This window comes from Modestobacter sp. VKM Ac-2983 (genome assembly GCF_026967885.1).
Lineage (GTDB): Bacteria > Actinomycetota > Actinomycetes > Mycobacteriales > Geodermatophilaceae > Modestobacter.
This window is the reverse complement of sequence record NZ_JAPVBK010000001.1, coordinates 624,435-648,432: the sequence shown is the minus strand read 5'-3', so window position 1 is coordinate 648,432 and position 23,998 is coordinate 624,435. Positions and strand designations below refer to the sequence as shown.

31 protein-coding genes and 2 tRNA genes are annotated in these 23,998 nt (G+C 73.6%); 13 read left to right on the top strand and 20 right to left on the bottom strand.

Going from position 1 to position 23,998, the window contains the following annotated elements:
* Positions 1-61 precede the first annotated feature (61 nt).
* Positions 62-784, top strand: coding sequence for an AAA family ATPase (locus O2W18_RS03030; RefSeq protein ID WP_269186093.1), 723 nt, complete (start codon positions 62-64; stop codon positions 782-784).
* A 112-nt stretch (positions 785-896) separates the two neighbouring features.
* Positions 897-1,481 carry a hypothetical protein gene (locus O2W18_RS03025; RefSeq protein WP_269186092.1) on the top strand — a complete coding sequence of 195 codons (585 nt, stop codon included), beginning with the start codon at positions 897-899 and terminating at the stop codon, positions 1,479-1,481.
* Positions 1,482-1,497: 16 nt separating this feature from the next.
* On the opposite strand, the gene O2W18_RS03020 is transcribed toward O2W18_RS03025, so the two are convergent.
* Entirely contained in the window at positions 1,498-1,980 is a 483-nt protein-coding gene (locus O2W18_RS03020) for a MarR family winged helix-turn-helix transcriptional regulator (RefSeq protein ID WP_269186091.1), read from the bottom strand.
* A 71-nt stretch (positions 1,981-2,051) separates the two neighbouring features.
* Here O2W18_RS03020 and O2W18_RS03015 point away from each other — a divergent pair, with 71 nt between their 5' ends.
* The 4 genes from O2W18_RS03015 (at position 2,052) to mscL (ending at position 4,773) form a co-directional block, all read left to right on the top strand.
* A complete protein-coding gene (locus O2W18_RS03015; RefSeq protein ID WP_269186090.1) occupies positions 2,052-3,005 on the top strand; it encodes a hypothetical protein in 954 nt (317 codons plus the stop codon).
* A 151-nt stretch (positions 3,006-3,156) separates the two neighbouring features.
* Positions 3,157-3,546 carry an FmdB family zinc ribbon protein gene (locus tag O2W18_RS03010; RefSeq protein ID WP_269186089.1) on the top strand — a complete coding sequence of 130 codons (390 nt, stop codon included), beginning with the start codon at positions 3,157-3,159 and terminating at the stop codon, positions 3,544-3,546.
* Positions 3,547-3,656: 110 nt separating this feature from the next.
* On the top strand, positions 3,657-4,307 hold the full coding sequence (gene cpaB, locus O2W18_RS03005; RefSeq protein ID WP_269186088.1) for a Flp pilus assembly protein CpaB: 651 nt from the start codon (positions 3,657-3,659) through the stop codon (positions 4,305-4,307).
* Between the two features lie 46 nt (positions 4,308-4,353).
* A complete protein-coding gene (mscL, locus tag O2W18_RS03000) occupies positions 4,354-4,773 on the top strand; it encodes a large conductance mechanosensitive channel protein MscL (protein ID WP_269186087.1) in 420 nt (139 codons plus the stop codon).
* A 7-nt stretch (positions 4,774-4,780) separates the two neighbouring features.
* On the opposite strand, the gene O2W18_RS02995 is transcribed toward mscL, so the two are convergent.
* Positions 4,781-4,930 (bottom strand): hypothetical protein, encoded by a 150-nt coding sequence (locus O2W18_RS02995; protein WP_269186086.1) that lies wholly within the window; start codon positions 4,928-4,930, stop codon positions 4,781-4,783.
* Between the two features lie 20 nt (positions 4,931-4,950).
* A complete protein-coding gene (locus O2W18_RS02990) occupies positions 4,951-5,508 on the bottom strand; it encodes a YbaK/EbsC family protein (protein WP_269186085.1) in 558 nt (185 codons plus the stop codon).
* Between the two features lie 103 nt (positions 5,509-5,611).
* Here O2W18_RS02990 and O2W18_RS02985 point away from each other — a divergent pair, with 103 nt between their 5' ends.
* The 3 genes from O2W18_RS02985 to O2W18_RS02975 are packed head-to-tail and all read left to right on the top strand — an operon-like array spanning position 5,612 to position 7,247.
* Entirely contained in the window at positions 5,612-5,971 is a 360-nt protein-coding gene (locus tag O2W18_RS02985) for a VOC family protein (protein WP_269186084.1), read from the top strand.
* Positions 5,968-6,369 (top strand): PaaI family thioesterase, encoded by a 402-nt coding sequence (locus O2W18_RS02980; RefSeq protein WP_269186083.1) that lies wholly within the window; start codon positions 5,968-5,970, stop codon positions 6,367-6,369. Before O2W18_RS02985 ends, O2W18_RS02980 begins: the two co-directional genes overlap by 4 nt.
* Entirely contained in the window at positions 6,366-7,247 is an 882-nt protein-coding gene (locus O2W18_RS02975; protein WP_269186082.1) for a phosphotransferase family protein, read from the top strand. Before O2W18_RS02980 ends, O2W18_RS02975 begins: the two co-directional genes overlap by 4 nt.
* An 87-nt stretch (positions 7,248-7,334) precedes the next feature.
* Here the strand turns inward: O2W18_RS02975 and O2W18_RS02970 are convergent, their stop codons facing one another.
* Together O2W18_RS02970 and O2W18_RS02965 are read right to left on the bottom strand one after the other, a co-directional pair.
* Positions 7,335-8,252, bottom strand: coding sequence for an MSMEG_6728 family protein (locus O2W18_RS02970; protein ID WP_269186081.1), 918 nt, complete (start codon positions 8,250-8,252; stop codon positions 7,335-7,337).
* Positions 8,253-8,307: 55 nt separating this feature from the next.
* Complete coding sequence (locus O2W18_RS02965) at positions 8,308-9,153, bottom strand: NAD-dependent protein deacetylase (RefSeq protein WP_269186080.1); 846 nt, start codon at positions 9,151-9,153, stop codon at positions 8,308-8,310.
* A 185-nt stretch (positions 9,154-9,338) separates the two neighbouring features.
* Between O2W18_RS02965 and O2W18_RS02960 the strand changes: the two genes are divergently transcribed.
* Complete coding sequence (locus tag O2W18_RS02960; RefSeq protein WP_269186079.1) at positions 9,339-10,346, top strand: ion channel; 1,008 nt, start codon at positions 9,339-9,341, stop codon at positions 10,344-10,346.
* 13 nt (positions 10,347-10,359) lie between these two features.
* Here the strand turns inward: O2W18_RS02960 and O2W18_RS02955 are convergent, their stop codons facing one another.
* The 11 genes from O2W18_RS02955 to O2W18_RS02905 form a co-directional block, all read right to left on the bottom strand.
* Complete coding sequence (locus O2W18_RS02955; RefSeq protein ID WP_269186078.1) at positions 10,360-10,806, bottom strand: SRPBCC family protein; 447 nt, start codon at positions 10,804-10,806, stop codon at positions 10,360-10,362.
* 23 nt (positions 10,807-10,829) lie between these two features.
* The gene (locus O2W18_RS02950; protein ID WP_269186077.1) at positions 10,830-11,210 is read right to left on the bottom strand and encodes a hypothetical protein; all 381 of its coding nucleotides are present in this window, start codon (positions 11,208-11,210) and stop codon (positions 10,830-10,832) included.
* Positions 11,211-11,249: 39 nt separating this feature from the next.
* On the bottom strand, positions 11,250-12,071 hold the full coding sequence (locus tag O2W18_RS02945) for a sulfotransferase family protein (protein WP_269186076.1): 822 nt from the start codon (positions 12,069-12,071) through the stop codon (positions 11,250-11,252).
* Positions 12,072-12,129: 58 nt separating this feature from the next.
* A complete protein-coding gene (locus tag O2W18_RS02940) occupies positions 12,130-12,840 on the bottom strand; it encodes a response regulator transcription factor (RefSeq protein ID WP_269186075.1) in 711 nt (236 codons plus the stop codon).
* A gap of 125 nt (positions 12,841-12,965) precedes the next feature.
* Positions 12,966-13,781: an ABC transporter ATP-binding protein gene (locus tag O2W18_RS02935; RefSeq protein ID WP_269186074.1), complete on the bottom strand. Its 816-nt coding sequence runs from the start codon at positions 13,779-13,781 to the stop codon at positions 12,966-12,968.
* Positions 13,778-14,845, bottom strand: a complete 1,068-nt coding sequence (locus O2W18_RS02930) for a FecCD family ABC transporter permease (protein ID WP_269186073.1) — start codon at positions 14,843-14,845, stop codon at positions 13,778-13,780. The genes O2W18_RS02935 and O2W18_RS02930 overlap by 4 nt, the downstream gene beginning before the upstream one ends.
* 5 nt (positions 14,846-14,850) lie before the next feature.
* Positions 14,851-15,900, bottom strand: a complete 1,050-nt coding sequence (locus O2W18_RS02925; RefSeq protein WP_269186072.1) for an ABC transporter substrate-binding protein — start codon at positions 15,898-15,900, stop codon at positions 14,851-14,853.
* Between the two features lie 135 nt (positions 15,901-16,035).
* Positions 16,036-16,518: an SRPBCC family protein gene (locus tag O2W18_RS02920; protein WP_269186071.1), complete on the bottom strand. Its 483-nt coding sequence runs from the start codon at positions 16,516-16,518 to the stop codon at positions 16,036-16,038.
* Positions 16,515-16,865, bottom strand: coding sequence for an ArsR/SmtB family transcription factor (locus tag O2W18_RS02915; protein ID WP_269186070.1), 351 nt, complete (start codon positions 16,863-16,865; stop codon positions 16,515-16,517). The genes O2W18_RS02920 and O2W18_RS02915 overlap by 4 nt, the downstream gene beginning before the upstream one ends.
* Before the next feature lie 44 nt (positions 16,866-16,909).
* Positions 16,910-17,206, bottom strand: coding sequence for a hypothetical protein (locus tag O2W18_RS02910; protein ID WP_269186069.1), 297 nt, complete (start codon positions 17,204-17,206; stop codon positions 16,910-16,912).
* A 54-nt stretch (positions 17,207-17,260) separates the two neighbouring features.
* Positions 17,261-17,704, bottom strand: a complete 444-nt coding sequence (locus tag O2W18_RS02905; RefSeq protein WP_269186068.1) for a hypothetical protein — start codon at positions 17,702-17,704, stop codon at positions 17,261-17,263.
* A 141-nt stretch (positions 17,705-17,845) separates the two neighbouring features.
* Here O2W18_RS02905 and O2W18_RS02900 point away from each other — a divergent pair, with 141 nt between their 5' ends.
* A complete protein-coding gene (locus O2W18_RS02900; protein ID WP_269186067.1) occupies positions 17,846-19,216 on the top strand; it encodes a TrkH family potassium uptake protein in 1,371 nt (456 codons plus the stop codon).
* Entirely contained in the window at positions 19,209-19,871 is a 663-nt protein-coding gene (locus O2W18_RS02895; protein WP_269186066.1) for a potassium channel family protein, read from the top strand. Before O2W18_RS02900 ends, O2W18_RS02895 begins: the two co-directional genes overlap by 8 nt.
* A 351-nt stretch (positions 19,872-20,222) precedes the next feature.
* Here O2W18_RS02895 and O2W18_RS02890 read toward each other — a convergent pair whose 3' ends face one another.
* Positions 20,223-20,555 carry a thioredoxin family protein gene (locus tag O2W18_RS02890; RefSeq protein WP_269186065.1) on the bottom strand — a complete coding sequence of 111 codons (333 nt, stop codon included), beginning with the start codon at positions 20,553-20,555 and terminating at the stop codon, positions 20,223-20,225.
* 153 nt (positions 20,556-20,708) lie between these two features.
* A tRNA-Arg gene (locus O2W18_RS02885) sits at positions 20,709-20,788 on the bottom strand.
* 749 nt (positions 20,789-21,537) lie between these two features.
* Here O2W18_RS02885 and O2W18_RS02880 point away from each other — a divergent pair.
* Positions 21,538-22,203, top strand: a complete 666-nt coding sequence (locus O2W18_RS02880; protein WP_269186064.1) for a hypothetical protein — start codon at positions 21,538-21,540, stop codon at positions 22,201-22,203.
* A gap of 618 nt (positions 22,204-22,821) precedes the next feature.
* On the opposite strand, the gene O2W18_RS02875 is transcribed toward O2W18_RS02880, so the two are convergent.
* Together O2W18_RS02875 and O2W18_RS02870 are read right to left on the bottom strand one after the other, a co-directional pair.
* Positions 22,822-22,897 (bottom strand) — tRNA-Arg (locus O2W18_RS02875).
* Between the two features lie 151 nt (positions 22,898-23,048).
* Positions 23,049-23,975 (bottom strand): glycine betaine ABC transporter substrate-binding protein, encoded by a 927-nt coding sequence (locus O2W18_RS02870; protein WP_269186063.1) that lies wholly within the window; start codon positions 23,973-23,975, stop codon positions 23,049-23,051.
* Positions 23,976-23,998: the final 23 nt, after the last annotated feature.

Below are 23,998 nucleotides of genomic sequence, written 5' to 3'. Positions count from 1 at the left end.
ACGGCCGTCGGCGCGGGGGGACGTCGTCCGGAGCGTCGTACGCCCGGGCCACGATGTCGGCGTGGACAACCGCCCGATCCGCCGCTTCCGACCCGATCCCGGCCGCCCCGCCCCGACCGACGACGAGCGCGCACGGTGGCCGCTGGCGGTCCCGGCGGTCGCCCAGCTGCTCGACACCGGCCTGGAGCTGCCGCAGGGCGCCCTGGTGCTGGTCGGGGAGAACGGGTCGGGCAAGTCGACGGTGATGGAGCTGCTCGCCGTCACGCTGGGCCTCAACCCGGAGGGCGGCACGGTGAACACCCGCTTCAGCACCCGGCCCAGCGAGCCGGAGTCGCTCGGGCTGGTCGTCGAGCGCAGCCCCGGCGCCTCGCGATGGGGCTGCTTCCTCCGCGACGAGACGCTGCACGGCCTGTACAGCCACCTCGAGGACCTCGGCGGACCCGACCCGGACTACCACGAGCTCTCGCACGGGGAGGCGTTCCTCGAGGTCCTCACCCGGCGGGCCGGCGGTGGGGGCGGCACCTACCTGCTCGACGAGCCCGACGCGGCGCTGTCCTTCGGCGGCAGTCTGGCACTGGTCACGGTGCTGCTGGACCTCGTGGCGTCCGGCGCGCAGGTCGTCGTCGCCACCCACTCCCCCGTCGTCGCTGCGCTGCCGGGCGCCCAGCTGGTGGAGGTCGGCGACTGGGGGCTGCGGCCGGCCCGCTGGGACGAGCTGGAGCTCACCGTCCACTGGCGGCAGTTCCTCACCGACCCGGCCGCCTTCCTGCGCCACCTGCGCTGACGCTCCCGCGGGGGGATTGCTGCGGGAGGACCGCGGGCATCGTCGTCGGGACCGGTGAGCCCGTCCGGTCACCTGGCCCCCGTCCGCGGGGAGCAGCCCCGGAGGAGACCCCATGTCCCGCGATCAGCACACCGTCCTGCGCGCCATGCACGACCTCGGCCTGGCCACCTGGTTCGGCGGCAACCTGATGGGCGCCGTCGGCCTGAACAAGGCCGCGGCCGCCGCCCACGACAGCACCGAGCGCACCCGGCTCTCCTCGATCGGCTGGTCGGCGTGGTGGCCGGTGCAGGGTGCCGCGATGGCGGCCCACCTGATCGGTTCGGTGGGGATGCTGCGCGCCGACCGTGGCCGGGTGGCGACCGGGCCGGGCGCGATGGCGAACACCGTGGTCAAGACCGCGCTGACCGTGGCCGCGATCGGGACGTCCGTGGCCAGCGGGGTGCTCGGCGCCAAGATCGGGGCCGAGGCGCCGGTGCCCAGCGCGACCGCGACCGACCCGTCGCCGACGACCCCGCCGGACGTCGCCACCGCGCAGAGGGGGCAGAAGCCGTTGCAGTGGGTCAACCCCGCGCTGACCGGCGTCCTCATCGTGCTGGCCGCCCAGCAGGGTGAGCAGCAGCGGACCTCCTCCACCGTGCGCGGCGCCGTCGGTGCGGGCCTCACGAGCGTGAAGGCGGCGGTCTTCCGCGCCGCCTGAGCCGCGAGCCCTGTGCTCAGTCGGGCTCGGGCACCCGCAGGGTGGCCTCGGGGTCCAGCCGGTCGAGGACGGCGGCGAGCGCCTCCCCGAACGCCTGGGTCTGTGCTGGGGTCAGCGCGGCGAACAGCCCCTCCCGGACGGCGGCCACGTGCCCGGGTGCGACCCGCTCCACGACGGCGCGTCCTGCGTCGGTGAGCACGGCGACGTTCCCGCGGCGGTCCTCGGCAGCCTTCTCGCGACGCACCCAGCCCCGCTCCTCCAGCCGGGCCACGGTGTGCGAGAGGCGGCTCTGCGACTGGTTGGCAGTGCGGGCCAGGTCGCTCATCCGGCGGCTGCCGCCGGGTGCCTCGGACAGCATCGCCAGCACCACGTAGGCCGCATGGGTGAGGCCGGCGTCCCGCTGGAGCTGTGCGTCGAGGGTGCGCGGCAGCAGCTCCGCGACGGCCAGCCAGGCCCGCCAGGTGCGCTGCTGCTGCTCGTCGAGCCACGGGGAGGACACGCCGGGCCACGGTACCGGCGGGCCGAGCACGGCAGCAGCTCCGCCGACCGAGGGGCTGACAGACTCTGCTCGTGCAGGCCCAGGCGGCTCCCCACCCGCAGCCCTCGCGACTGCCCGGACGAGCGCTGAGGCACCTCGCCTCGGCGGCTGTCCTCGGACTGGTCACCGTGCTGATCGGCACGCCGATGGCCATCGCGTCGTCGTTCGGTGGGGTGACCGCCGTGCTGCTGGTGCTGGGGCTGCTGACCGTGGCCGCGGTGGGGCTGGCCACCGGCATCGACCGGGTGACCGGCCCGGTCGACGCCGACCCGTCCGGCTCGTTCCTGCGTGGACTGGCTCTCGGGGTCCTCGGGACGGGAGCCGCTGCGCTGTTCGGCCTGGCGGTGCTGCAAGCGGACCTGCGCTCCGCGCTGCCCGACGCTGCGCTGCTGGCCGCCGCGGCCCTGGCCTTCCCGATGGTCGCCGGGCTCCAGTGGCCCGGCATGGTCCGGCGAGGGACGACGCTGCTGGTCGTCCTGGCCGTGGCCGCTGCCCTTGCCGCCTGGTACCCCGGGGCACGGCAGGGCTGGCAGGACGAACGGGTGCTCACCGAGGTCGGCACCTTGGCGCGGCCCTGGGTGACCGAGGTGGACGGGTTCCGGAGGCAGTCGCCGCAGCACACCGGCAGCGACCTGATCGTGACGCCCTACCTGTCCGTGGACGGCCGTCCGGCGGCGGAGCTCCGGCTGTTCCGCGACGCAGCGACCGCCGTCGAGGGCGACCCGTGCGCCGCCGGGACCGCACCGGGCTCCTCCCAGGCGGAGCCGCTCCTCTCCTGCCGCGAGGTGGCCGGCCAGCGTTGGTCGTTGACGACCCCGACCTCTCAGCTGCTGATCGAGCGGGAGCAGGACGCGTGGGTGTGGATCACCGCTGCACCGGACGAGCCGTCGGGCCTGCTCGGCACCGCGCTCGACGGCGCCCGGCCGATGACCGGGGGCGAGTACGACGCCTGGCTGGACGAGGTGCTCCCGGGCCCGGCGCCGTAGCTCCCCGGGGCGCATCACGGAGGTCCGGTACCGACGCAAACCTCACACTCCGCCGGCGGACGTGGACGTGACCGGGGCCCGCGGCGCATCATTGGCAGTCGCCGGGGCGGAGTGCCAGCCCGGCTCGGATCGGACGAGGAGCTCCAGCACCGTGCCCACCTACCAGTACGCCTGCACCAACCCCGAGGTCAAGCACGAGTTCGAGGTCGTGCAGTCGTTCACCGACCCCGCCGTCGCCACCTGCACCGAGTGCGAGGCGCCGGTGCGCAAGGTCTACGGCTCGGTCGGCGTGGTCTTCAAGGGCTCGGGCTTCTACCGGACCGACAGCCGCAAGGGCGAGGGTTCGTCCACCGGCTCCGGTTCGGCGAAGGAGTCCTCCGGCGGAGGCAAGGAGTCCGGCAGCAAGGACGCCGGAAGCAAGGACTCCGGTGGCAGCAAGGAGTCCGGCAGCAAGACCAGCGGCACGACGTCGAGCGGGACGGCGTCCACGTCGTCGAGCAGCTCCTCGTCCGGTGGCAGCGGGGGCAAGGCCGCGAACTGATCGGCGCACGGACGACGGCGGCGCGCTGCCGCCGGTCCACAGCCGGGCCCGCAGTCCACAGCTCCACGGCGCAACGGGACGGACACCCCCGGCCCTCCTAGCGTCGCCGTGTGCCCCGACTCCGCCGTCCGCACTCACCCGTCCACCTGCTGCGACAGGTGGCCGCGGCGGCGCTCGTGTGCCTGGCGCTCGTCCTGGCGTTGCGTCCCCCGCCGCCGGGCCCGGCCGGGCCGACCGCGACGACCACCCCGGTGGTCGTCGCCACGGCTGATCTCCCGGCCGGCACGGTGCTCACCGCCGGGGACCTGGTGGCGGCCGAGCTGCCGATCGGCCTGCTCCCGTCCGGCGGCACGGCCGACGCCGCCGGGTTGACCGGCCAGCTGCTGGCCGCGCCGGTGCGCGCCGGGGAACCGGTGACCGACGTCCGGCTGGTCGGGCCGGGGCTGTGGTCCGCGGTCCCCGCTGGCCAGGTCGCAGCACCCGTGCGGCTGGCCGACCTCGCGGTGGCGACGCTGCTGCGCGCCGGTGACCGGGTCGACGTGCTGGCCGCCGGCGCTGCCGGCCCGACCCCGGCCGTCGAGGTGGTCGCCACCGGCGCACTGGTGCTCACCGCCCCGACGCCGGCGGTCGCCGACGGCCCGGCAGCGGGCGCCCCGGCCGGCGGCGGGCTGCTGGTCCTCGCCGTCTCCCCCGACACCGCGGCCCGGTTGGCCGCTGCCGCGGCGACCGCGTCGCTCACCGTTACGCTCGGCCGGCCGTGATCATGGGGCCACCCCGGGTGCTCCCCGCGACCGAGAGGTGCCGTTCGTGCTCAAGGGCTTCAAGGACTTCCTGCTCCGCGGGAACGTCATCGACCTCGCGGTGGCGGTGGTCATCGGCGCCGCGTTCACCGCCGTGGTCAGCTCGTTCACCGAGGCGTTCCTGCGCCCGCTGATCGGCCTGATCGGGGGCGGTGGCGTGCAGGGCGGTTCGTTCGAGGTCAACGGGCAGACCTTCGCCTGGGGCGACTTCGTCAACCAGCTGATCACCTTCGTGCTGACCGCGGCGGTCATCTACTTCGTGGTCGTGCTGCCCATGAAGGCGCTGTTCGAGCGCCGCGAGCGCGGCGAGGAGACCGGGCCGGTGCTGCCCACCCAGACCGAGCTCCTGGTCGAGATCCGCGACCTCCTGCAGGCCCAGCACGGCCAGCCGCCGGCGGCCGACTCCGAGGCCCGGCACCGCGCCTGAGCAGCACTCAGTCGCTGCCCCAGTGCGGCGGGCGGTCCTCCAGGTAGCGGCGGTCGTCGTCGTCCGGGTCGGTCGACCGGTCACCCCAGCCGAGGTCGCTGTCGTCGGGTGCCCGCTCGCGGCGCGGCGCGGCGGGTGGCTGCTCGTGCTCTGACACGCCACCGAGGGTAGGCAGGGTCAGCCGATCGGCTGGCCCAGCCCCTCGAGCACCTCCGCGCCCGGCAGCCCGGCCAGCACCGAACCGGGGACGGCGAGCTTGCTCCCCCGGGTGCCCGAGCCGATGACCACGAGCTCGCTGGCAGCCACCGCGGCGTCGACCAGCACCGGCCAGGACGCCGGCAGCCCCACCGGGGTGATCCCGCCGTAGGCCATCCCGCTCTCGGCGACCGCGACGTCCTGCGGGGCGAACGAGGCCTTCCGTGCCCCCAAGTGCCGCCGGACCAGGCCGTTCACGTCGGCGCGGGTGGTGGCCAGCACCAGGCAGGCGGCCAGCGTCGTCTCCCCCGACCGGCGTGCGGCGACCACCACGCAGTTGGCCGAGGCGGCGGCCGGGACGGCGTAGACCTCGGTGAACGCCGCGGTGTCGGCGGCCTCGTCGTCGATCGCCGCCACCCAGGCCGGCCCGGTCAGCGACGGCAGCGCCGCGGCCACCGGCTGCCCGAGCAGCTCCGGGTGGTCGGCGGCCGGGAGCCAGGTCAACGTGCCGAGCTGCGGAGCGGAGTCGGGTGTGGCCATGCCCCTGATCGTGCGACACGGCCGAGGCCGGCCACCGCGCGGGGGTCTGCTGCGCCGGAGGCCTGCTGGTGGTGGCCGACCGGGGCGGGAGAGGATGGCCGGCATGATCGGTCAGCTGCACTCCGTGGTCATCGACGCCCCCGACGCGCACGCCCTGGCGACGTTCTACGCCGGCCTGCTCGGCATGGAGGTGACGGGCGAGCCCGGCGACGACTGGGTGGTGGTCACCGGCGCCGGGTACCGGATCGCCTTCCAGCAGGCCCCCGACCTGCAGCCGCCCGACTGGCCGGACCCCTCGCGCCCCCAGCAGTTCCACCTCGACGTCCGGGTCGCCGACGTCGACGTCGCCGAGCCGCAGGTGCTCGAGCTGGGCGCCCGCCGGCTGCCCGGCGGCGGTGGGGACTTCCGGGTCTACGCCGATCCGGTCGGGCACCCGTTCTGCCTGGTCTGGGACGCCGCATGACGCCGGACCTCACGGCCGCCAGCGCGTTCGTCGCTGCCACCGGGTTCCACCTGGCGGAGGTCACCGGCACCCGGGTCACCGGGCACGTCGAGGTCGGTCCGGAGCACCACACGCCCTGGGGCGTCGTGCACGGCGGCGTCTACTGCACGATCGTGGAGGGCGCCGCGAGCGTCGGGGCGAGCGCCGCGGTCGTGGAGCGCGGCCAGTTCGCGGTGGGGGTGAACAACAGCACCGACTTCCTGCGCCCGATGACCGCCGGTCGGCTCGACGTGCTCGCCGAGCCGGTGCAGCAGGGCAGGACGCTCCAGCTGTGGCTGGTCACCCTCACCCGCGAGGACGGCAAGATCGTCGCGCGCGGGCAGGTGCGACTGCAGAACGTGCCGCTGCCCGCACAGTGACGGCGTCGGTCGAGCAGGCGGTCGCCGCCGCGGTCGCCCTCGCCCGGCAACACGGCCTCCCCGTCGACGACCCGGCGCTGCTGTCGTGGGGCGTCAACGCCGTGGTGCACCTGCGCCCGGCGCCGGTGGTGGCCCGGGTGGCCGTGTACACGCCGCTGCTCCGTCCGGAGATCGGCCGGCCGTTCACCCGGGAGGTGGCGCTCGCCGCGGCGCTGACCGCAGCCGGGGCGGCAGTCGTCGCGCCGTCGGACCTGCTGCCCCCGGGTCCGCACGAGCACGACGGGCTCACGGTGTCGTTCTGGCGACATGTCGACGTGTCGCCGGATCGACCGACCGCGGCGCAGGCCGGCCGCTCGCTGGCCGAGCTGCACGAGGTGCTCGGCACGCTGCCACCGTTGTGGACCGGGTCGCCGTTGGACCGGCCGCTGCAGGACCTGGCGGTCTTCGTCGCCTCCGGCACCGGGCTGGGCGCGGACCCCGCACTGCTCCGCGAGGTCGGCGAGCTGGTCACCGCCCTGCGGCCACGGCTCGCCGGCCCCGAGATGACGCTGCACGGCGACACCCACCCCGGCAACCTCCTGGTCACCGGGGAGGGCCTGCGCTGGACCGACCTCGAGGACACCTCTCGTGGCCCGCGGCACTGGGACCTGGCCAGCCTGCGCACCTCCGCCCGCCTCGACGGCCGGGCGGCGCTGGACGCGATGCCCGATCCCGTGAGCGACGCCGAGCTGGCGCCGTTCGTCTGGCTGCGGAAGGTCTACGCGGGCGCCTGGTGGTTCGTGCACGCGGCGCGCGAGCCGGCGGACCTCCCCGAGGCCCGCGCCCGGCTGGCCGCCGCGGTCGAGGAGCTCCACGCCGGCCTGGCTCGAGCCACCTGACCTGACGTTGAGCCGTGCCGTGGCGCCGCTCCACGTCAGCTCGGCCAGGTCAACCCGGCCGGCGACCGACGAGATCTCGGGACGACGTCAGGGCCGGAGCCCCGCCGGCACAGCATCCGGGTCGAGGACGACGCGGAACAGCGCACGCGGGTCCTGCAGGGTGGCCGGCGGCCGCGCGGCCGTCCGCGGCACCACCGACTCGAACCGGGCCGGACGGCGGTGCGGTAGCAGCTCCCTCGGGGCGAAGTCGTAGTCGCCCACGATCTCGCCGAGCAGCAGCCCGGCACCGTGCCCGATCGGCAGGCCGACCAGGTCGCCCGGCGCCACCTCGTCCAGGAAGGTGGAGAGCTGCCGCAGGTCCTTGGCCGGGCGGCGTCCGGAGAGCTCCTTGGACAGCGCTCGCAGCTCGGCCGGTGACTGGCCGGTCGCGTCGACGTCGATGCCGGACTGGGTGCCCAGCCCGACCACTCCGGTGGCCAGCGCCGCGCCGAGCTCGTTGTGCGCCCGCGGCCGCACCACCCAGACCGGCACCCCCTCGGGCTCCGGGCCCCGGAGGACGTCGTCGGCCCCGGGCCAGACGTAGGGCAGGTCGTCGGGGTCGCCGGGGAACCGCGACCGGTAGAACGCCGGGTCCTTGGCCAGCAGGTTCGACCGGTGCGAGCGGTGCAGCTCCTCGTCACCCACCCAGCTGGGCAGCAGGCCGGCGTCGGCCGCCTCCGGCTGGGTCAGCCGGGCGGCGTCCGGGGCGAACTCGGTGATCAGCGTCTCGGTGCTGTCGGCGAACCCGCGCTCGCGCCAGACCCGCACCATCGCCAGCGAGTAGACGACCAGGCCGGCGGTGTGCCCGCGCCACATGGTGACCACCGGGTGGTTGGCCCAGCCGTAGTCGGGCAGCTCCAGGGCGCGCAGCACCTGCAGGCACTCGACCCGCTGCTTGCCCAGCCGCGGGTTGTCCAGGAGCCGGGCGGACTCGGTGAAGTCGGCGACCGGCAGGAACGTCTGCATCGCCGCCCTTCCTGCCCGCACCGTCGAACGGCCAACCCCCGCACCGCCTCGGGGGTCAACCCAGCCGGCGGGCCAGCTCGGGCAGCACGGCACCCAGCGGCGCATCGACCTTGAGCGAGGCCTTCGCGTCACCGCGGGTCGGCCCGGAGTTGACGATCGCGACCGGGATGCCGCGCTTCGCAGCGGCGATGACGAACCGGTAGCCGCTCATCACGGTCAACGACGAGCCCAGCACCAGCAGCGACCGGGCGGCGTCCACGAGCGCGAAGCAGGTGTCGACGCGGTCCCGGGGCACGGTCTCGCCGAAGAAGACCACGTCGGGCTTGAGCGGTCCCCCGCCGCAGGCCAGGCAGTCGACCATCACGAACCCGTCGAGCTCCTCCTCGGGGAGCTCCACGTCGCCGTCGGGGTTGACCTCGTCGGTCGGCTCGGGCCGGAAGCCGGGGTTGACCGCCCGCAGCCGGACGTCGAGGTCGGCACGGGAGGCCCGGTCACCGCAGGCCAGGCAGACGGTGCGGTCCAGCCCGCCGTGCAGCTCAAGGACCTCGCGGGCGCCACCGGCCTGGTGCAGCCCGTCGACGTTCTGGGTGATCACCTCGCCGACCGCCCCGGCCTGCTGCAGCGCCGCGACGGCGCGGTGGCCGGCGTTCGGCCGGGCCTGCTCGATCTGCCGCCAGCCGACGTAGCTGCGCGCCCAGTAGCGGTGCCGGCCGCGGGGATCGCGGGTGAAGGTCTGGTAGGTCATCGGCGTGTGCCGGCGCAGCGAGCCGGTGGCGCCGCGGTAGTCGGGGATGCCGGAGTCGGTCGACAGGCCGGCGCCGGAGAGGACGACGGCCCCGCCGTCGGCGAGCAGGCCGGCGAGCTCGGACAGTCCCTCGACGGTGGGGGTCACTGCGGTCACCGCACCATCGTCCCTGCCCGACGGCGGTCGCGCCGCGAGCCCGCGGAACGCTCACGTGTGTAGCCGGCGACCTGCGAGGTCACCCCAGTGGCACACCGTCCGCTGCCCCCTGGGGCCCCGTCCGAGGAGGCCACCGTCCTGGCTCGCGTCCACGACCACACCACCGACCGTCGGCCGGGTCCCCGGTGATCGGGTGGTGGTGGGACGTCATCGGCCTGACCCTCGTCGCGTTCGCCGTGGTCGACGAGGCGCGGACCACGCTGGCGGTGGCCAGCGGTCCCGGCCCGCTGACCCAGCTGATCACCCGAGCGATGTGGCGGATCGCCCGGCGGCCCGCCGTGGCGGACTCCGCGCCGGTGCGCGTGGTGGGCGGCCCCGGCGTGCTCCTCATCGCCGCGACCGTCAGTGCCTGGTTCGCCCTGCTCTGGCTGGGCTGGTCGCTGGTCCTCCTCGGCGACGAGGAGGCGGTGGTCAGCTCGTCCAGTGGCGCACCGGCCTCGGTCTGGGAGCGCTTCTACTTCGCCGGGTACAGCGTCGTGACCCTCGGCAACGGTGCGTACCAGCCGTCCGGTGCTGGCTTCCAGCTGGTCACCGTGGCCGCCGCGCTCAGCGGGATGCTGCTGCTCACCCTCGGGGTCTCGTACCTGACCTCGGTGATCTCGGCGGTGGTCGGCAAGCGGAGCTTCGCCTCCCAGGTCACCGGCTTCGGCCGCACCGGCGCCGAGATGGCAGCGGGCCTGGCCGTGCCGGGGACCACGGTCCCGGCGGTGGTGTCCCTGTCGTCGCTGTCCTCGACGTTGACGACGCTGGCCCAGCAGCACCGGGCCTATCCCCTGCTGCACGCCTACCGGCCACGGACACCGGAACTCGGCACCGCGCCTGCGGTCGCTGTGCTGCTCGACGCGGTGCTGGTGCTGTCGTCGGCGGCCGACCCGGCCGACCGGCTGCCGCCCGGGGTGCGCCGGTCGGTGCTGTCCGCCGTGCAGCAGTACGTGGCCCACGCCCCCACGGTCGGGGGCGAGCAGGCTCCGCCGGCGCCGGAGCTGGAGGCCGGCGAGACCGGTCGACAGGGCCTGGCGGTGGACGCAGCGCAGCTCGCCGAGCAGACCGCGGCGTGCGCCGAGCTGCGCGACGAGCTGTCCCGGCGGATCGCGGCGGCCAGCTACGACTGGCCCGGCACCCGCTCGGCCTGAGCCCGCCCGCTGCTCAGCGGGCGGCGAGCTCCCGGTCCAGCCGCTCCAGCATCGCGCCCTGGATGCGGGCCAACCCCTTCGGCGCGAAGGTGCGCTCGAAGAAGCCGCCGATCCCGCTCGCGCCGGTCCAGGTGGTGCGCGACCGCACGGTACTCGCGCCCGCGTCAGCCGGGTGCACGGTCCAGGTGGTGACCATGGAGGAGTTCGTGTCGCTCTCCACCAGGGCGCCGTCGGGCCCGGTGGTGACGACGACGTCCTGTTCGCGCACCCGCTTGGAGGTGGCCTGCAGGCGCCAGTGCACCTTCGTGCCCGCGCCCTGCCCGCCGGCGTCGACCCGGTACTGGCTGTACTGCTCCGGCAGCACCTTCGGCCGGGTGACCTCGTAGTCGGCGAGCGCCGCGCGGACGACGTCCGCCGGTGCGTGTACGGCGTGCTCTGCGGTGGCGACGACCTGACCCATGGCGCCATCTTCCGCCTCGGGCCCTACGGCTGCTCCGGGTGCCCCTCCTCGGCGTTGAGGTACCGGCAGCGGAACCGGGCGTTGGCCATCGCCTCGGTGAAGCGGGCCTCCCACAGCGGGTCACGGGCCGGGAAGCTGTCGAAGACCCGTTCCTCCAGCACGTCGGGCCGGCCGTCCAGGCCGATGCAGGTGCGTTGCAGGAGCACGCGGGTGACGCCGTCGACCTCGTCGTGGCCGGCCGTCCAGCGGGCTGCGGCGATCGCCGACTGCTGGCGCGCCCGGTCGCGTGCAGGCAACCGCAAGCTGTCCGGGCCGGTCACCGTGGCCTGCGGCACCGACATCGCCCAGGCCACGAGCCCGGCCAGCACGAGGACCAGCAGCGCAGCCGCCAGGATCCCGACCATGTCGCAACGGTAGTCCCGGATCCGCCCGCCGGCCGGGGCTCAACCCCGCAGCAGCTCGGGGACGACGACCTCGGCCACCCGCGCCTCCACCCGGCGCTGGGTCGCGGCGTCGAACACCTCGGTGAACCGGGCCCGCGGCCGGTGCTGGAGCGGCCCGGTGTTGTCCCCCTTCCACGCCTCGAAGTCCTTGATCAGCCCCCGCGCGGCGGCGGCCCGCCCGGTCACCATCGCCGGGGTGAAGGGGAGGCCGAGCACGGCGCACGCCGCGGCCAGTGTCCGGTCGGGGTCCTCGGCGAGCGCCGCGTAGCTCAGCACGGCATGACCGGGGCGCCCCTGGTGGGCGGCGGTGATCTCCACCGACTCCGCCCAGAGCTCGACCGCCTCCTCCGGCGTGTAGGAGCTACCCCAGCCGGCGGCGACCGAGCACAGGCTGGCGGCGACATCGGCGCCGTCCCGGACGATGTGCAGGAAGCGTGCGCCAGGCACCAGCCGCTCGATGAGGTCGATGGCGTACAGGTTGGCCGGGGTCTTCTCGACCCAGGTCGTCGCGCCCGCGGCCACGGTCACCGCGTCGGCGGCGGCGACGAACGCGTCGGCCGTCGCCTGCACCGTCGCCGGCTCCGGCCACGCCAGCTCCGGCCGGCCCAGGAAGCGGGCGACCTGCGGGAGGTCGGCGCTGAGCTCCGGGCTGATCAGGCCCTGGCGGCGCCGGTCGCCGACCGCCTCCAGCCGGTAGAAGAAGTGCGTCTCCGGGAACGAGTGGACATCGGGGTGGGCGGCCAGGAAGGACTGCAGGAGCGTGGTGCCCGACCGCGGGCAGCCCACCACGAACAACCGGCTGGCGACGGCGGTCGGAGGCACCGCCGGAACCTATCCCCGGCCCACATGCCCCCGCTCGACGACCCCGGGGCGTCTCCGGTCAGACGTCGGCGGTGGCCTCGGTGAGCCGGTGCGCCCCGCAGGAGCAGCCCGGGTTGCGCGCCGACAGCACCAGGGACACCGCGTGCGCCCGGTCCCGGGCACCCAGCTTCCGCAAGATCGCCTTCACATGGGACTTCACCGTGTCCTCGGAGATGAACAGGTTCTTCCCGATCGCCCGGTTCGACTGCCCCTGGATCAACTCATCCAGCACATCGGACTCCCGGCGGGTCAACGGCACCTCCGGGGTCAGCTCCCGCGACACCGGCACCTCCGCCCCCTCCCCACGACGGATCTGCGGATCCACCACCGTCCGCCCCGCCCGCGCGGCCAACACCGCCCACCCCAGCAGCGTCGGAGAGGTGTTCATCAGCAAGTAGCTGCGCACCCCGGCCGCCAGCGCCTCGTTCACCACACCCGGGTCCTCCGAGGTGGCCAGGGCCACCACCGCCAGCTGCGGGAACCGGCGACGCAGGTCCCGCACCGCGTTCAGCGTCGCCGCCCGCCCGGTGCCCAGCTCCACCACCACGGCGTCAGGGCGGGCGGCCTCGGCCAGGGTCAACGCACGGCGCGGCTCCCCCGGGCTGCCCACCGCCTGCATGCCGGCGGTCTCGTTGATCATGCCGACCAGCCCACGGCGCAGGACCGGGGCGTCGGCGAGGATCAGGACGCGGGTGACGCCGCGGGGCGTGCTGGCCATCGGGGTGGACACGTTCGGTCTCCGCTCACTGTGGGTCATCGACTGACGAGCAGTAGATCGACCGGGTGAACGGACTGCTTGAGCACTTCTGCAGAGGAGACTCCTCCGGGCGGTGACGCCGGGTCACCAGGGCCGGGTCACCAGGGCCGGGGCGCGTCCTCCGGGGTCAGCTCGGCCGACTCGTCGAGCGGGCCGGGCTCGAACAGCACGGTGAGCCGCCCCCGCTCGTCCACGCCCACCCGGGCCCGGACGCCGTACACCCGGGCGATGAGCTCCGCGGTGAGCACCTCCCTCGGCGTCCCTCCGGCCACCGCCCGGCCGCGCTCCAGGACGATCACCTCGTCGCAGAAGGTGGCCGCGAGGTTGAGGTCGTGCAGGGCGATGACGCTGGTGACGGGCAACCGCGAGACCAGCGACAGCAGCTCCAGCTGGTGGCGGATGTCCAGGTGGTTGGTCGGCTCGTCCAGCAGCAGCTCGCGCGGCTCCTGCGCCAGCGCACGCGCGATGTGGGCGCGCTGGCGCTCTCCGCCGGAGAGGGTGTCCCAGCGCTGGTCGGCCTTGTCGGTCAGTCCGGTGTGCCGCAGCGCCTCGGCCACGGCCTCCTCGTCACGGGTCGCCGAGGCGGTGCCGAAGGAGCCGCGGTGCGGGATGCGGCCGAGCCGCACCACGTCCCGCACCCGGATGTCGACGTCGGTGTCGGCGTGCTGGCTCACCACGGCCACGGCCCGGGCGATGTCGCGCCGGGTGAGGGAGCGGAGCTCGGCACCGTCGAGGGTGACCACCCCGGAGTCCGGCTTGGCGGTGCCGTTGAGCAGCCGCAGCAGCGAGGACTTGCCCGAGCCGTTCGGCCCCAGCAGGCCGATCGTCGTCCCGGGGGCCGGGCGCAGGGTCACGTCGTCGACGACGAGCGCCCCGCCGCGGTGCCACACGACCCGCTCCGCCTGCAGCGTCACGGTGCCCGCCGCTTCCGCACCAGGATGAGCACGAAGGCCGGGACCCCCACCAGCGCCGTCCCCACCCCGACCGGCAGCGGCGTCGGCTGGAACGCGACCCGCGAGACGGCGTCGACCCACACCATGAAGACGGCGCCGATCAGCGCCGTGGCCGGGATCAGCCCGGCGTGCCGGGGTCCGAAGAGGAACCGGGCGGCGTGCGGGAGCACCAGGCCGACGAAGCCGATGGCGCCGGTGACGCTCACCAGCGTCGCGGTGATCAGCGCGGTGAGCACCAGCAGGCCCAGCCGCACCCGGGCCACGGCGATGCCCAGCGAGGCGGCGATCTCGTCGCCGAAGGAGAAGGCGTCCAGTGCGTGGGCGTAGGCCAGGCACACCGCGATGCCCACGGCGACGACGACGGCGCACAGCGCCACGTCGTCCCAGCGCACGCCCTCCAGCGACCCCAGCAGCCAGAACATCACGCCGCGGGTCTCGTCGGCGTCGGCGAAGGCGAAGATCACGAAGGAGGTCAGTGCGGAGAACAGCTGGGTGCTCGCCACGCCCGCCAGGATCACCCGGTCGGTGCCGCCACCGGCCAGTCGGGCCAGCAGCATCACCAGGGCGAAGGCCAGCAGCGCGCCGATGAAGGCCCCGCCGGACAGGCCGATCACGGACCCGCCGACCCCGAGGACGCCGATCACCACGGCGCCGGTGGAGGCGCCGGAGGAGATCCCCAGCAGGAACGGGTCGGCCAGCGGGTTGCGCAGGAGGGACTGCATCACCGCGCCGCAGATCCCCAGGCCGGCGCCGGCCGCCGCCGCGGTGAGCGCGCGTGGCAGCCGCTCCTCCCAGACGATCGCGTCCTTCACCACCCGGACCGGGATGTCGGCGAGCCCGAGGTGGTTGAGCAGCACGTCCCGGACGTTCACCAGCGAGACGTCCGCCGGCCCGAGCGTGATCGCGGCGCCCACCGACAGGGCCACCGCGACGAGCCCGCCGGCGAGCAGCAGCACCACCCGGAGCGTGCCCCGGGGCGACGTCCCGGATGCGCTCCCGGCCCCGTCCGTGACGGGGGTGGTCACGGCGGTCAGGGTGCCTGCCCGATCTCGTCCAGGCCGTCGGCCAGCTTCTCCAGCGCGTCGACGAAGCGGATGGAGGGGTTCATCTCGGCACCGTGCAGCGCGATGTAGTCCTGCTCCTGAACGGCCTGCATCGTGCTGGTCAGCGGGTCGGAGGCCAGGAACTCCTCCTTGTCCGCCAGCCGGTCACCGGGGAACCGGTCGCGCTGGAGGTCGCCGAGGACCAGCACGTCCGGGTCCCGCTCGACCACGGTTTCCCACCCGACCGCGGTCCAGTCGTCGTCGAGGTCGGCGAAGACGTTCTCCGCACCCACCGTGGTGGCCAGCAGGTTCGCCCCGCCGAGGCCGCCGGCCACGTAGGGGGACTTGGTGTCGGCGAACCAGAAGGCGATCGTGCGGTCGCTGGCCTCGATGCGGTCGGTCGCGGCGTCCGCGCGCTCCTGCAGGTCGGCGATGAGCTCGTCCCCGCGGGAGGAGACGTCGAAGATCTCCGCCAGCTCACGGATCTCCTGGTACACGGAGTCGATCTCCAGCGGCCGGGTGCGGGTGCCGCCCCCGTTGATGAGCAGCTCGCCCTCGCAGTCGGCCGGCGACAGGTAGGCGTCGACGCCGGTCTCCGCCAGCCGCTCCCGCTCGACCACGCCCCCGGTGCGGTAGTGCCGGGCGAAGGAGGCGGTCACGAAGTCGGGATCGGCGCCGAGCAGGACCTCGTAGCTGGGCGCGTTGTCGGCCAGCCGCGGCACCGAGGCGTTCGCCTCGGCGAGCTCGGGCAGGACCGGGTCGGTCCAGGACGCGGTCCCGACCACCCGGTCCTCGAGACCCAGCGCGAGGAGGATCTCCGTCGAGCCCTGGTCGAGGGAGACCACCCGCTGTGGAGCGGCCTCGAACGTCATCGACTCGCCGCAGTTGTCGACCACCAGCGGGTAGTCCGTGGCGCTCTCACCCCCGCTCGCCACCTCGGCCTCCGGGACCGCTTCCGAGGCGCCGCAGGCGGCGAGGGTCAGGGCGGCGGCGATGGCGGTGGCGGTGCGGCCCACCCGGCCGGAGGACGTGCGCATGCTGGAGGTCCCTGTCGATGGGTCCGGGTGCGCGGCCGTGATCTGACGTGCCGTCAGCAGGCCGGGCACACACCGGAGGCGTGCTGAGGCTTGCCTAACCTACCCGCAGCCCATCGGAGGCCCGACCCCGGTTCCTCAGCTGTGGTGGGAGACCAGGTCGGCGTACCGGGCCAGGTACAGCGGCCAGCCGGCGTCGTCGGCGACCCCGTCGCGGACGGCCTCCCAGCCCTCGCCGTGCCGGTCGAGGTGGCGGTGCTCCAGCTCCACCCGGGTGTGCCCCGGCCCCTCGGCGAAGAAGCGGACCTCGACCTCACTGGTGTGCTCGGGGTCCGTCTCCACCTGCCACTGCGGGCTGATGTCCCAGCTGAAGACGACACGGTCGGGCGGGTCGAAGGCCAGGACCCGCGCCCAGCTGCACTCGCTGCCGTCGGCGCCCCGGTCGGTGACGTGGCCGCCGACGAACGGATCGAACACGGTCTCGGCGATGGGGACGCCGAGCAGGTTGTGCTCCGGTGGCTTGAAGTCGCCGAGCCGCTCGGTGAACGTCGCGAAGGCCCGGTCGATCGGGGCCTGGACGACGATCTGCCTGCGGACCACGAGGGCGGCTGTCTCGGTCATGAGTCCTCCTGCGTCGGGGGTCCATCGGGGTCCTGCACGACGTCCTGTCCTGCGACGTCCTGATAGCCGTCCAGCGCGCGGCGCCAGAACGTGTCGAGCTGGTCCCGCAGGGCGCCGAGGCCCTCGGAGCTGAGCCGGTAGACCCGGCGCGTGCCGGCTGCGCGGTCGATGACGAGTCCGGCGTCCTTGAGGACCTTCAGGTGCTGGGAGACCGCCGGACGGCTGATCGGCAGCTCGTCGGCGAGCTCCCCCACGGCCTGCGGTCGCTCGGCCAGCGAGGCGACGATCGCGCGCCGGGTGGGGTCACCCAGCGCCTCCCACCCGTCGCGTTCTTGGTAAGCGGCCACGAACGTAAGCTACGACTTACGCTTGGCGGGGTCAAGGCCTCCGCTCAGGGGCGGGGGTTGGTCCGGGTCCAGCCGCGCTCGTCCCGGCGAGCGCCCTGGGCCGCACGGCAGCGGCGGCAGACGGCCTGCACACCCTCCGCGTGCCGGCCGGACTCGGGCTGCACGTCGCCCCAGGTGACGTGCGGGAACCGGGTCAGCCGCGACCTGCTGAGCGACAGCCCGCACACGGTCCCGTTGTGTCCCGGCGACCAGGCGTGCACCTCGCCGGCGGGGTACCGGACGCCGTCGTCAGGGTCGGTCCACTGGTCGGCGGCCGCGACCGCCGCGCTGCGCGATCCCATGCGGCGCCCGCTACCCGTCGTGGAGGCCGGCGACACGGCCGGCCCGCAGTGTCCTCAGCTCGGCTGGCCCCGACGGAACCGGGCGGGCCGCCGCACCGTGTCCTCGCGTGCCCAGCGGGTGGGGCCCCAGGTGACCTGGTCCGGGGAGGGCACCGGGAGCGGGTCGCCGTGGGAGGTGACGTCCAGGCGGCTCAGCCGGCCGTCCTCGACGAACAGCAGCACTCCGCCCACGGGGGCCCCGTCGGCGCCGAGGATGGTGCCCTCGACCGGTGCGGGCCCGCTGGCCGGCGCGGCCGGCACGTCGTCGGGCACCTGCAGGTCGAGGGTCCCGCACCCGCAGCGGCAGCCCGCCGTGGCGGTGGCCCTCCCCACTTGGGCCCGCAGTTCGGCGACGCCGAGGAAGTCGTGGGCGAGCAGCGCGTCGAGCAGGTCGCGCGCGTCGTCGCTCAGGGGCCTGGGGGTCCGGCCGGCCCGCGGCCCGGGTTCAGCAGCGGTCATGCCCCCAGTGTCGCCGGTGCCATAGCGGGCGATGCGACCGGCGGGTCGGCGTGGCCGCACGGTGCGGGGCTGCCGGGACGACCGGGTGTGGCACGGTGTCGCGGTGCCCGCCCGCGCCTCCGTCCGCGCGACGGACCTGCGATGACGCAGGGCATCCGCAACCCGGCCGGCCGCTCGACCCCGGCCCGCGGGTTCCACCACCCGGGGCGGGTCATCGCCGGCGCCTTCGCCGTGGCGGTCGCCATCGGCACCGCGCTGCTGTCGCTGCCCGTCGCCGTCGCCGGTCCCGGGCGCGCCGACCTGCTCACCGCGCTGTTCCACGCCACGTCCGCGGTCTGCGTCACCGGACTGGTCACCGTGGACACCGGCACCTACTGGTCGGGGTTCGGCCAGGGCGTGATCCTGCTGCTCATCCAGGCCGGCGGCCTCGGGATCATGACGCTGGCCACCCTGGTCGCGCTCGTGCTGTCGCGCCGGCTGGGGCTGCGGGCCCGGCTGATCGCCCAGGCGGAGACCAAGGCCCTGTCCGCCGCGGACGTCCGCCGGGTCATCCGCAGGGTGGTGCTCTTCAGCCTCGGCATCGAGGCCGTGGTCGCCGTCGTGCTCGGGACCCGGTTCGCGACCGGCTACGACCAGCCGCTGGCAACGGCCGCCTACCAGGGCGTGTTCCACGCCATCTCGGCGTTCAACAACGCCGGGTTCGGGCTCGACCCCGCCAACCTGATCCCGTACGTGGCCGACCCGTGGATCAGCTTGACGATCTGCGTCGCCGTCATCACCGGCGGCCTGGGCTTCCCGGTGGTCTTCGAGCTGGTCCGCGGGTGGCGGACGCCGAAGAACTGGTCGGTGCTCACCCGGATCACCGTCATCGTCACCGGCGTCCTGCTCGTCGGCGGGACACTGCTGTTCCTGCTCGCCGAGGCCGGCAACCCGGGCACCCTCGGCCCGCTGAGCGCCGGGGTGAAGGTGCTGGCCGCGTTCACCGCGGCGGTGATGCCGCGCACCGCCGGGTTCAACAACCTCGACATCGCCGCCTACCAGCCCGAGACGCTGCTGCTCACCGACGCCCTCATGTTCATCGGCGGTGGCAGCGCCGGCACGGCCGGCGGCATCAAGGTCACCACCTTCGGGCTGCTGGCCTACGTGCTGTGGGCAGAGATGCGCGGTGACCCCGACGTCGAGGTCGGCCGTCGCCGGGTGCCGAGCACCAACCAGCGCCAGGCGCTGGCGATCGCACTGCTCGGCATCGGCGTGGTCGCCGTCTCCACCTTCGTGCTGGAGGCGCTGACCGACTTCACCTTCGACCAGGTGCTGTTCGAGGTCGTCTCCGCGTTCTCCACCGTCGGCCTGTCCACCGGCATCACCGCCGACGTCCCCGCAGCCGGGCAGCTCCTGCTCGTGCTGCTCATGTACGTCGGCCGGATCGGACCGCTCACCCTGGCGTCCGGGCTCGCGCTCCGCGATCGTGCCCGCCGGCACCAGCTCCCCGAGGAGAGGACCATCGTTGGCTAGCCACAAGGACCCCGTCGCCGTGCTCGGCCTGGGCCGGTTCGGCACCGCCCTCGCGCTGGAACTGGCCCGCGGTGGCACCGAGGTGCTCGCCGTGGACAACCGGCCCGACATCGTCCAGCGGCTGTCCGGGCAGCTGGGCCAGGTGGTCATCGCCGACTCCACCGACGCCGACGCGCTGACCGAGATCGGCATCGCCGACTTCGGCCGCGTCGTCGTGGCGATCGGCAACCACCTGGAGGCGAGCATCCTCACCACCGCGCTGCTGTCGGAGATGGAGGTCCCCGACATCTGGGCCAAGGCCGTCACCCGGCAGCAGGCGACGATCCTGAGCCGCATCGGCGCCCACCACGTGGTCTTCCCCGAGCAGGACATGGGCGAGCGGATCGCCCACCTGGTCGCCGGGCGGCTGCTGGACTGGGTGGAGCTCGACCCGCAGTGGGTGTTCGCCAAGACCAAGCCGCCGAGGGAGATCGTCGGCGTCCCGCTCGGCCAGACCGGTCTTCGGAAGAAGCACCACGTCACCGTGGTCTCGGTGAAGCCGGAGAACACGGCGAGCTACACCCACGCCGACTACGACACCGTGCTCACCTACGGCGCGGAGATCGTCATCGCCGGCCGACCGGCCCACGTGGAGCGCTTCGTCGAACTGCAGTGACCAGCTGGTGCCCCCGGCAGGACCCGGACCTGCGGCACACGGCTGGGGAGGGCGCTGCAGGCGGTTCCGCAACCGGAAGGGAGGCGGGCCGTCCAGCTCCAGCCGGCGGTCGGCTCGCCTCAGCCGGGGCGGGCGTCCGGCGTCCGGCGTCGAGGGTCGTCGCTCCGCCGCCCCCCGAGGGCGTCTCGACCGGGCACAGGCGGCTGGCGGAGCTGGTGCTTGCCGCGCAGCGTCCTCCCGACGACCCAGGCGGCGCACGTCCGGCAGATGTACACCCCGGGCGTGCCACCGAGCTCATGGGCTGCCCTCAACGGGCGCTCCCGTTCGCAGCAGCCACAGGTCACCGTCTCGTCAGTCGCGGGAGTCCAGCGACGGCCCAGCAGCTTCACGCAGCACTCCGATCAGTTGGCGGACGGTCGGTGAGCCAGCGAGGCCGTCCGCTGTCCGGTACACCCGGCAGGACAGCCCGACGGGGCCGTCCCGGTCCAGGAAGGGATCCTGCCCGTTCACCAGCACGGTCGGAGAGCCTCGGAACGCCGCCGCGTCCGCCTCTTCGGGCGTGCTGACAACGCGGTGCTCGATCTGGACCTGACCGCACCCGATCTCCGCGAGCGCGTCGCAGAGGCGTGCGTCCGCCACCGTCCAGTTGGGGCAGCCGTCGAAGTAGAGCAGGGCGACGTCCATGCGGCTGAACCTAGCCCGCACCGCTCGACCGAAGCAGCCGTCGCCGACCGTCTCGATGCCGCCGCCCGCGGGACTCGCGTGCCCACGTCGAGTCCGGATCCGGCCGTCGTTCCTGTCACTCGGCGCGAACACCAGGTCTGAGCAGGCGCTTGTTGGTGCCCCCGGCAGGATTCGAACCTGCGGCACACGGTTTAGGAAACCGCGCGAAGAGCTCCCATCTGCTGCGACCTGGCCATTTGCCCTGCAAGACAGGCCGCCAATAGCAGCAAGATGCAAGAACTCGCAGGAGTTCCTGACACGAACGTGTCACGGGCGCCTAGCGACCCTGCCTACGTGACTTGCTGGTTTGCGACGCCGACTCCACCGCCTGGCGGTAGCACCGGTCGTCCATCTGCTCAGACGGCGCGGCTCAGCGTCCACAGCAGCCAGGGCGATGGCCCAGACGGCCGGACGTCAACCGAAAAACTTCCAACGCCGCAGGGCCTGGCGGGCGTGTACCCGGCCCGCTGTCCGACCCCCGGGAGCGGGCCGGATGCATTCAGGGGGAGCGCGTGAAGCACCGACCGCCGACCCGCCGATCGCGCAGCAGGTCTTCATCCGGTTCTTCCTCGCCACCGCGCTACTCCTGCCAGTCCCCGGTGTCGCCGGGGTCGCTGCCTGACTGGGCGACGCCAGCCCGATCTGGTTCTACCTCGCTCTAGTCGCCGTGGTGGGGGCCGTACTCGCCTAACCCGGCCGGCTGTTGCAGCTCACCATCCGGCGCAAGCGAGCCGAGATGCGGCGGCTACCGGACCTGGCGGCGCTTCCACCACGGATACGGATACACCCCTGCCCGTGCTTTCACGGCAAGGTGCACGGCTGGGTACCGATGCAGTCCGGGGATACCCATCCGGGTCAGGGAGCCCCCGTTCGGCATCAAGGGACCTGTCCGGGTTGCTCGATAGCGTTTCGGTAGCCCTTTCTTCTGATCCCCGGAGTTCTCATGCTGTCCTCGTCCCGCCGCGGCCTGATCGCTGCATCCGCTGCCACGCTGCTGGCCCTCACCGGCTGTGGTGCGGCATCCGATGGCGAGGCGCGCGCGAACGCGGCAACGGAGACGTCGGCCACCAGCCCCACCACCGAGGCCAAGGCGCCCGAGCCTGCCACCCCGAAGGAGATCGCCCGCGAGTTTTCCGAGCGGGCCTTCAGCCTGGAGGTCCGAACGGCGCCCGACATCGAGTCGGCCACCACCATCATGGGTGACCTGCTCACCCCCACGTTGCGGCAGGACCTCATCAACGCGACCAACTCGGGGTCCGAGGAGGACTACCTGAAGGCGTGGCAGATGCTTCCCTACCACTGGGATGGCGTCTTCGATCAGACCGGCATGCCGACGCAGACGACCACGAGCAACATGACGACCAAGGTCCTCGGCACCTTCAACGACGGGGATCTCTCGGTTGAGGTCATGTTCGACTTCACCTGGTCCTACGAGGGCCGTGAGGACTTCACCGCCAAGGGCGCGCACGCCCTCCGAATGGAGCCGGGGATCGACCCGGACGGACCTGCGTGGCAGGTCAGCAACGGCGAGGGTGTGCAGGCCCGGAATACCATCACCACGCTGCCATTTGACCCGAGCTCGCCTGATCGAATGAGCGCTGCCGGATAGCCGTGCCCCTGCCCCATGCGTCGGGCAGAGGAGTGCCCCGACACGGAAGCCGAGACGCCTCTACCAGTCACCCGTCGATCCTGCCGATAGCGGGGCCTTATCGCTGGCGCGTCTGGCGCTCGGCTATGACCTCGCTTCGTCGGTGCGCCGGATGACAGCCTTGGCCACAGGCTTGAGTGGGCGCCAGTTCACGCCGCTACCTCGGCCGACTTGAGAGTCCCCCGACAACCACCTCGATCAGGCAGCGAAACGGATAGCCGTGGTTGACGACGTGCACCTCGCTGCAGACTGCGGCCATGGCCAACTCTGGGGTGCGCGAGAGTTCGCGTCATCACAGACAGCCGAACACTCAGGTGGCTGGGTCTCCCTGCGGTGGCAGGGGGGCCCAGCCACCTGGGTAGGACTCTGGCTCAGAGTCCAGCGGCCTCCGCATGCAGCGCTCGTCGTAGTTGCCACCTCCTGCAGCACGCTGCAGGGCAGTGACACTCCGTGCAGTCTTTTTGCACTCCCGCGTTGATGCAGACCGTCTGGCGGACCGCATGTGACACGAAAGTGCCACGTCCGCGGGGCGCGTGGCAGCCCGAAGGGGCAGACTTTGGCCCTGACCTGCGCCTTTCCTGGTGCCCCCGGCAGGATTCGAACCTGCGGCACACGGTTTAGGAAACCGATGCTCTATCCCCTGAGCTACGGGGGCCGCGGCGGTACGGCTGCACCGCCACCGGGCCGCTGCGCGCGGTCCCGGTTGCCGACGAGAGGGTATCGGACGACCCAGGGGCCCGACGGCATGCGCCGTCGGGCCCCTGGGGTGTGTGCGCCGCTCGCTCAGCGAGCGCCGCAGAGCCGGGTCAGCTCTGCAGGGACTCCATGAAGTCCGGGTTCTCCTCGAGCCACGCGTCGACGGCCTCGTCGTACCGGCCCTCGCCGTACTCGTTGACGACCATGTTCTCCAGCGAGCCGTACTGCTCGTCGGTGAGGGTCGCGTTCTCCATCATCGACGCCACGTCGGCACAGTCGGCCGCGAAGCCCTCACGGGCCAGCGTGTGCAGGCCCTCGGAGTCGCCCAGGGCGCCTTCCGGGTCGGCGAGGTCCTTGACCGGGAACTCGCTGTTGGCCCAGAACGGGCGCCACAGGGTGACGACGATGTCCTCGTTCGCGTCGGTCGCCGCCTGCAGCTCGGCCAGCATCGCCGTGGTGGAGGACTCGACCAGCGTGTAGTCCTCCTCCAGCCCGTAGGTCGGCATGACGCTGTCCTTGGTCGTGGCCGTCAGGCCCGCACCGGGCTCGATGCCGACGATCCGGCCGTCGAACATCTCGGCGTTGCCGGCCAGGTCGGCGATCGACTCGATGTCGGTGTACTCCGGGACGGCGAAGGTCAGCTTGGCGCCCTCGTACCAGGCACCGAGGTCCTCGAGCTGGTCGCCGTACTCCTCCATGTAGGCCGCGTGGGTGACCTCGGACCAGGCGGACGGGTAGACGTCGACGTCGCCCCCGGCCAGGCCGGCGTACAGCGGGGCCGCCTCGGAGATCTCGGTCATCTCGACCTCGACGCCCTGCTCGGCGAGGACGCCGTCCCACAGGTGCGCCATGCTCAGGCCGTCGGTCCAGGAGGGGATGAAGCCCAGGTTGACGGTCTCGCAGTCACTGCCGGCCGACGCGCCGCCGGCGGCGGTGGTCTCCTCCTCGGCGTCCCCACCGCAGGCGGTGGCGGTCAGTGCGACGGCGGCGAGGCCGGCGGCGAGGCGTGCGCCTCGGGTGGTCAGGTGCTTGTTCATGCGGTCGTTCCTCTCCTACATCT

Bases quoted from the DNA above. Each gene is read 5' to 3' on its own strand.
- O2W18_RS03025 (WP_269186092.1), top strand. From the start codon at position 897: ATGTCCCGCGATCAGCACACCGTCCTGCGCGCCATGCACGACCTCGGC.
- O2W18_RS02990 (WP_269186085.1), bottom strand. From the start codon at position 5,508: ATGGCCACACCCGACTCCGCTCCGCAGCTCGGCACGTTGACCTGGCTC.
- O2W18_RS02985 (WP_269186084.1), top strand. From the start codon at position 5,612: ATGATCGGTCAGCTGCACTCCGTGGTCATCGACGCCCCCGACGCGCAC.
- O2W18_RS02980 (WP_269186083.1), top strand. From the start codon at position 5,968: ATGACGCCGGACCTCACGGCCGCCAGCGCGTTCGTCGCTGCCACCGGG.
- O2W18_RS02970 (WP_269186081.1), bottom strand. From the start codon at position 8,252: ATGCAGACGTTCCTGCCGGTCGCCGACTTCACCGAGTCCGCCCGGCTC.
- O2W18_RS02955 (WP_269186078.1), bottom strand. From the start codon at position 10,806: ATGGGTCAGGTCGTCGCCACCGCAGAGCACGCCGTACACGCACCGGCG.
- O2W18_RS02950 (WP_269186077.1), bottom strand. From the start codon at position 11,210: ATGGTCGGGATCCTGGCGGCTGCGCTGCTGGTCCTCGTGCTGGCCGGG.
- O2W18_RS02925 (WP_269186072.1), bottom strand. From the start codon at position 15,900: ATGCGCACGTCCTCCGGCCGGGTGGGCCGCACCGCCACCGCCATCGCC.
- O2W18_RS02920 (WP_269186071.1), bottom strand. From the start codon at position 16,518: ATGACCGAGACAGCCGCCCTCGTGGTCCGCAGGCAGATCGTCGTCCAG.
- O2W18_RS02910 (WP_269186069.1), bottom strand. From the start codon at position 17,206: ATGGGATCGCGCAGCGCGGCGGTCGCGGCCGCCGACCAGTGGACCGAC.
- O2W18_RS02905 (WP_269186068.1), bottom strand. From the start codon at position 17,704: ATGACCGCTGCTGAACCCGGGCCGCGGGCCGGCCGGACCCCCAGGCCC.
- O2W18_RS02900 (WP_269186067.1), top strand. From the start codon at position 17,846: ATGACGCAGGGCATCCGCAACCCGGCCGGCCGCTCGACCCCGGCCCGC.
- O2W18_RS02890 (WP_269186065.1), bottom strand. From the start codon at position 20,555: ATGGACGTCGCCCTGCTCTACTTCGACGGCTGCCCCAACTGGACGGTG.
- O2W18_RS02880 (WP_269186064.1), top strand. From the start codon at position 21,538: ATGCTGTCCTCGTCCCGCCGCGGCCTGATCGCTGCATCCGCTGCCACG.
- O2W18_RS02870 (WP_269186063.1), bottom strand. From the start codon at position 23,975: ATGAACAAGCACCTGACCACCCGAGGCGCACGCCTCGCCGCCGGCCTC.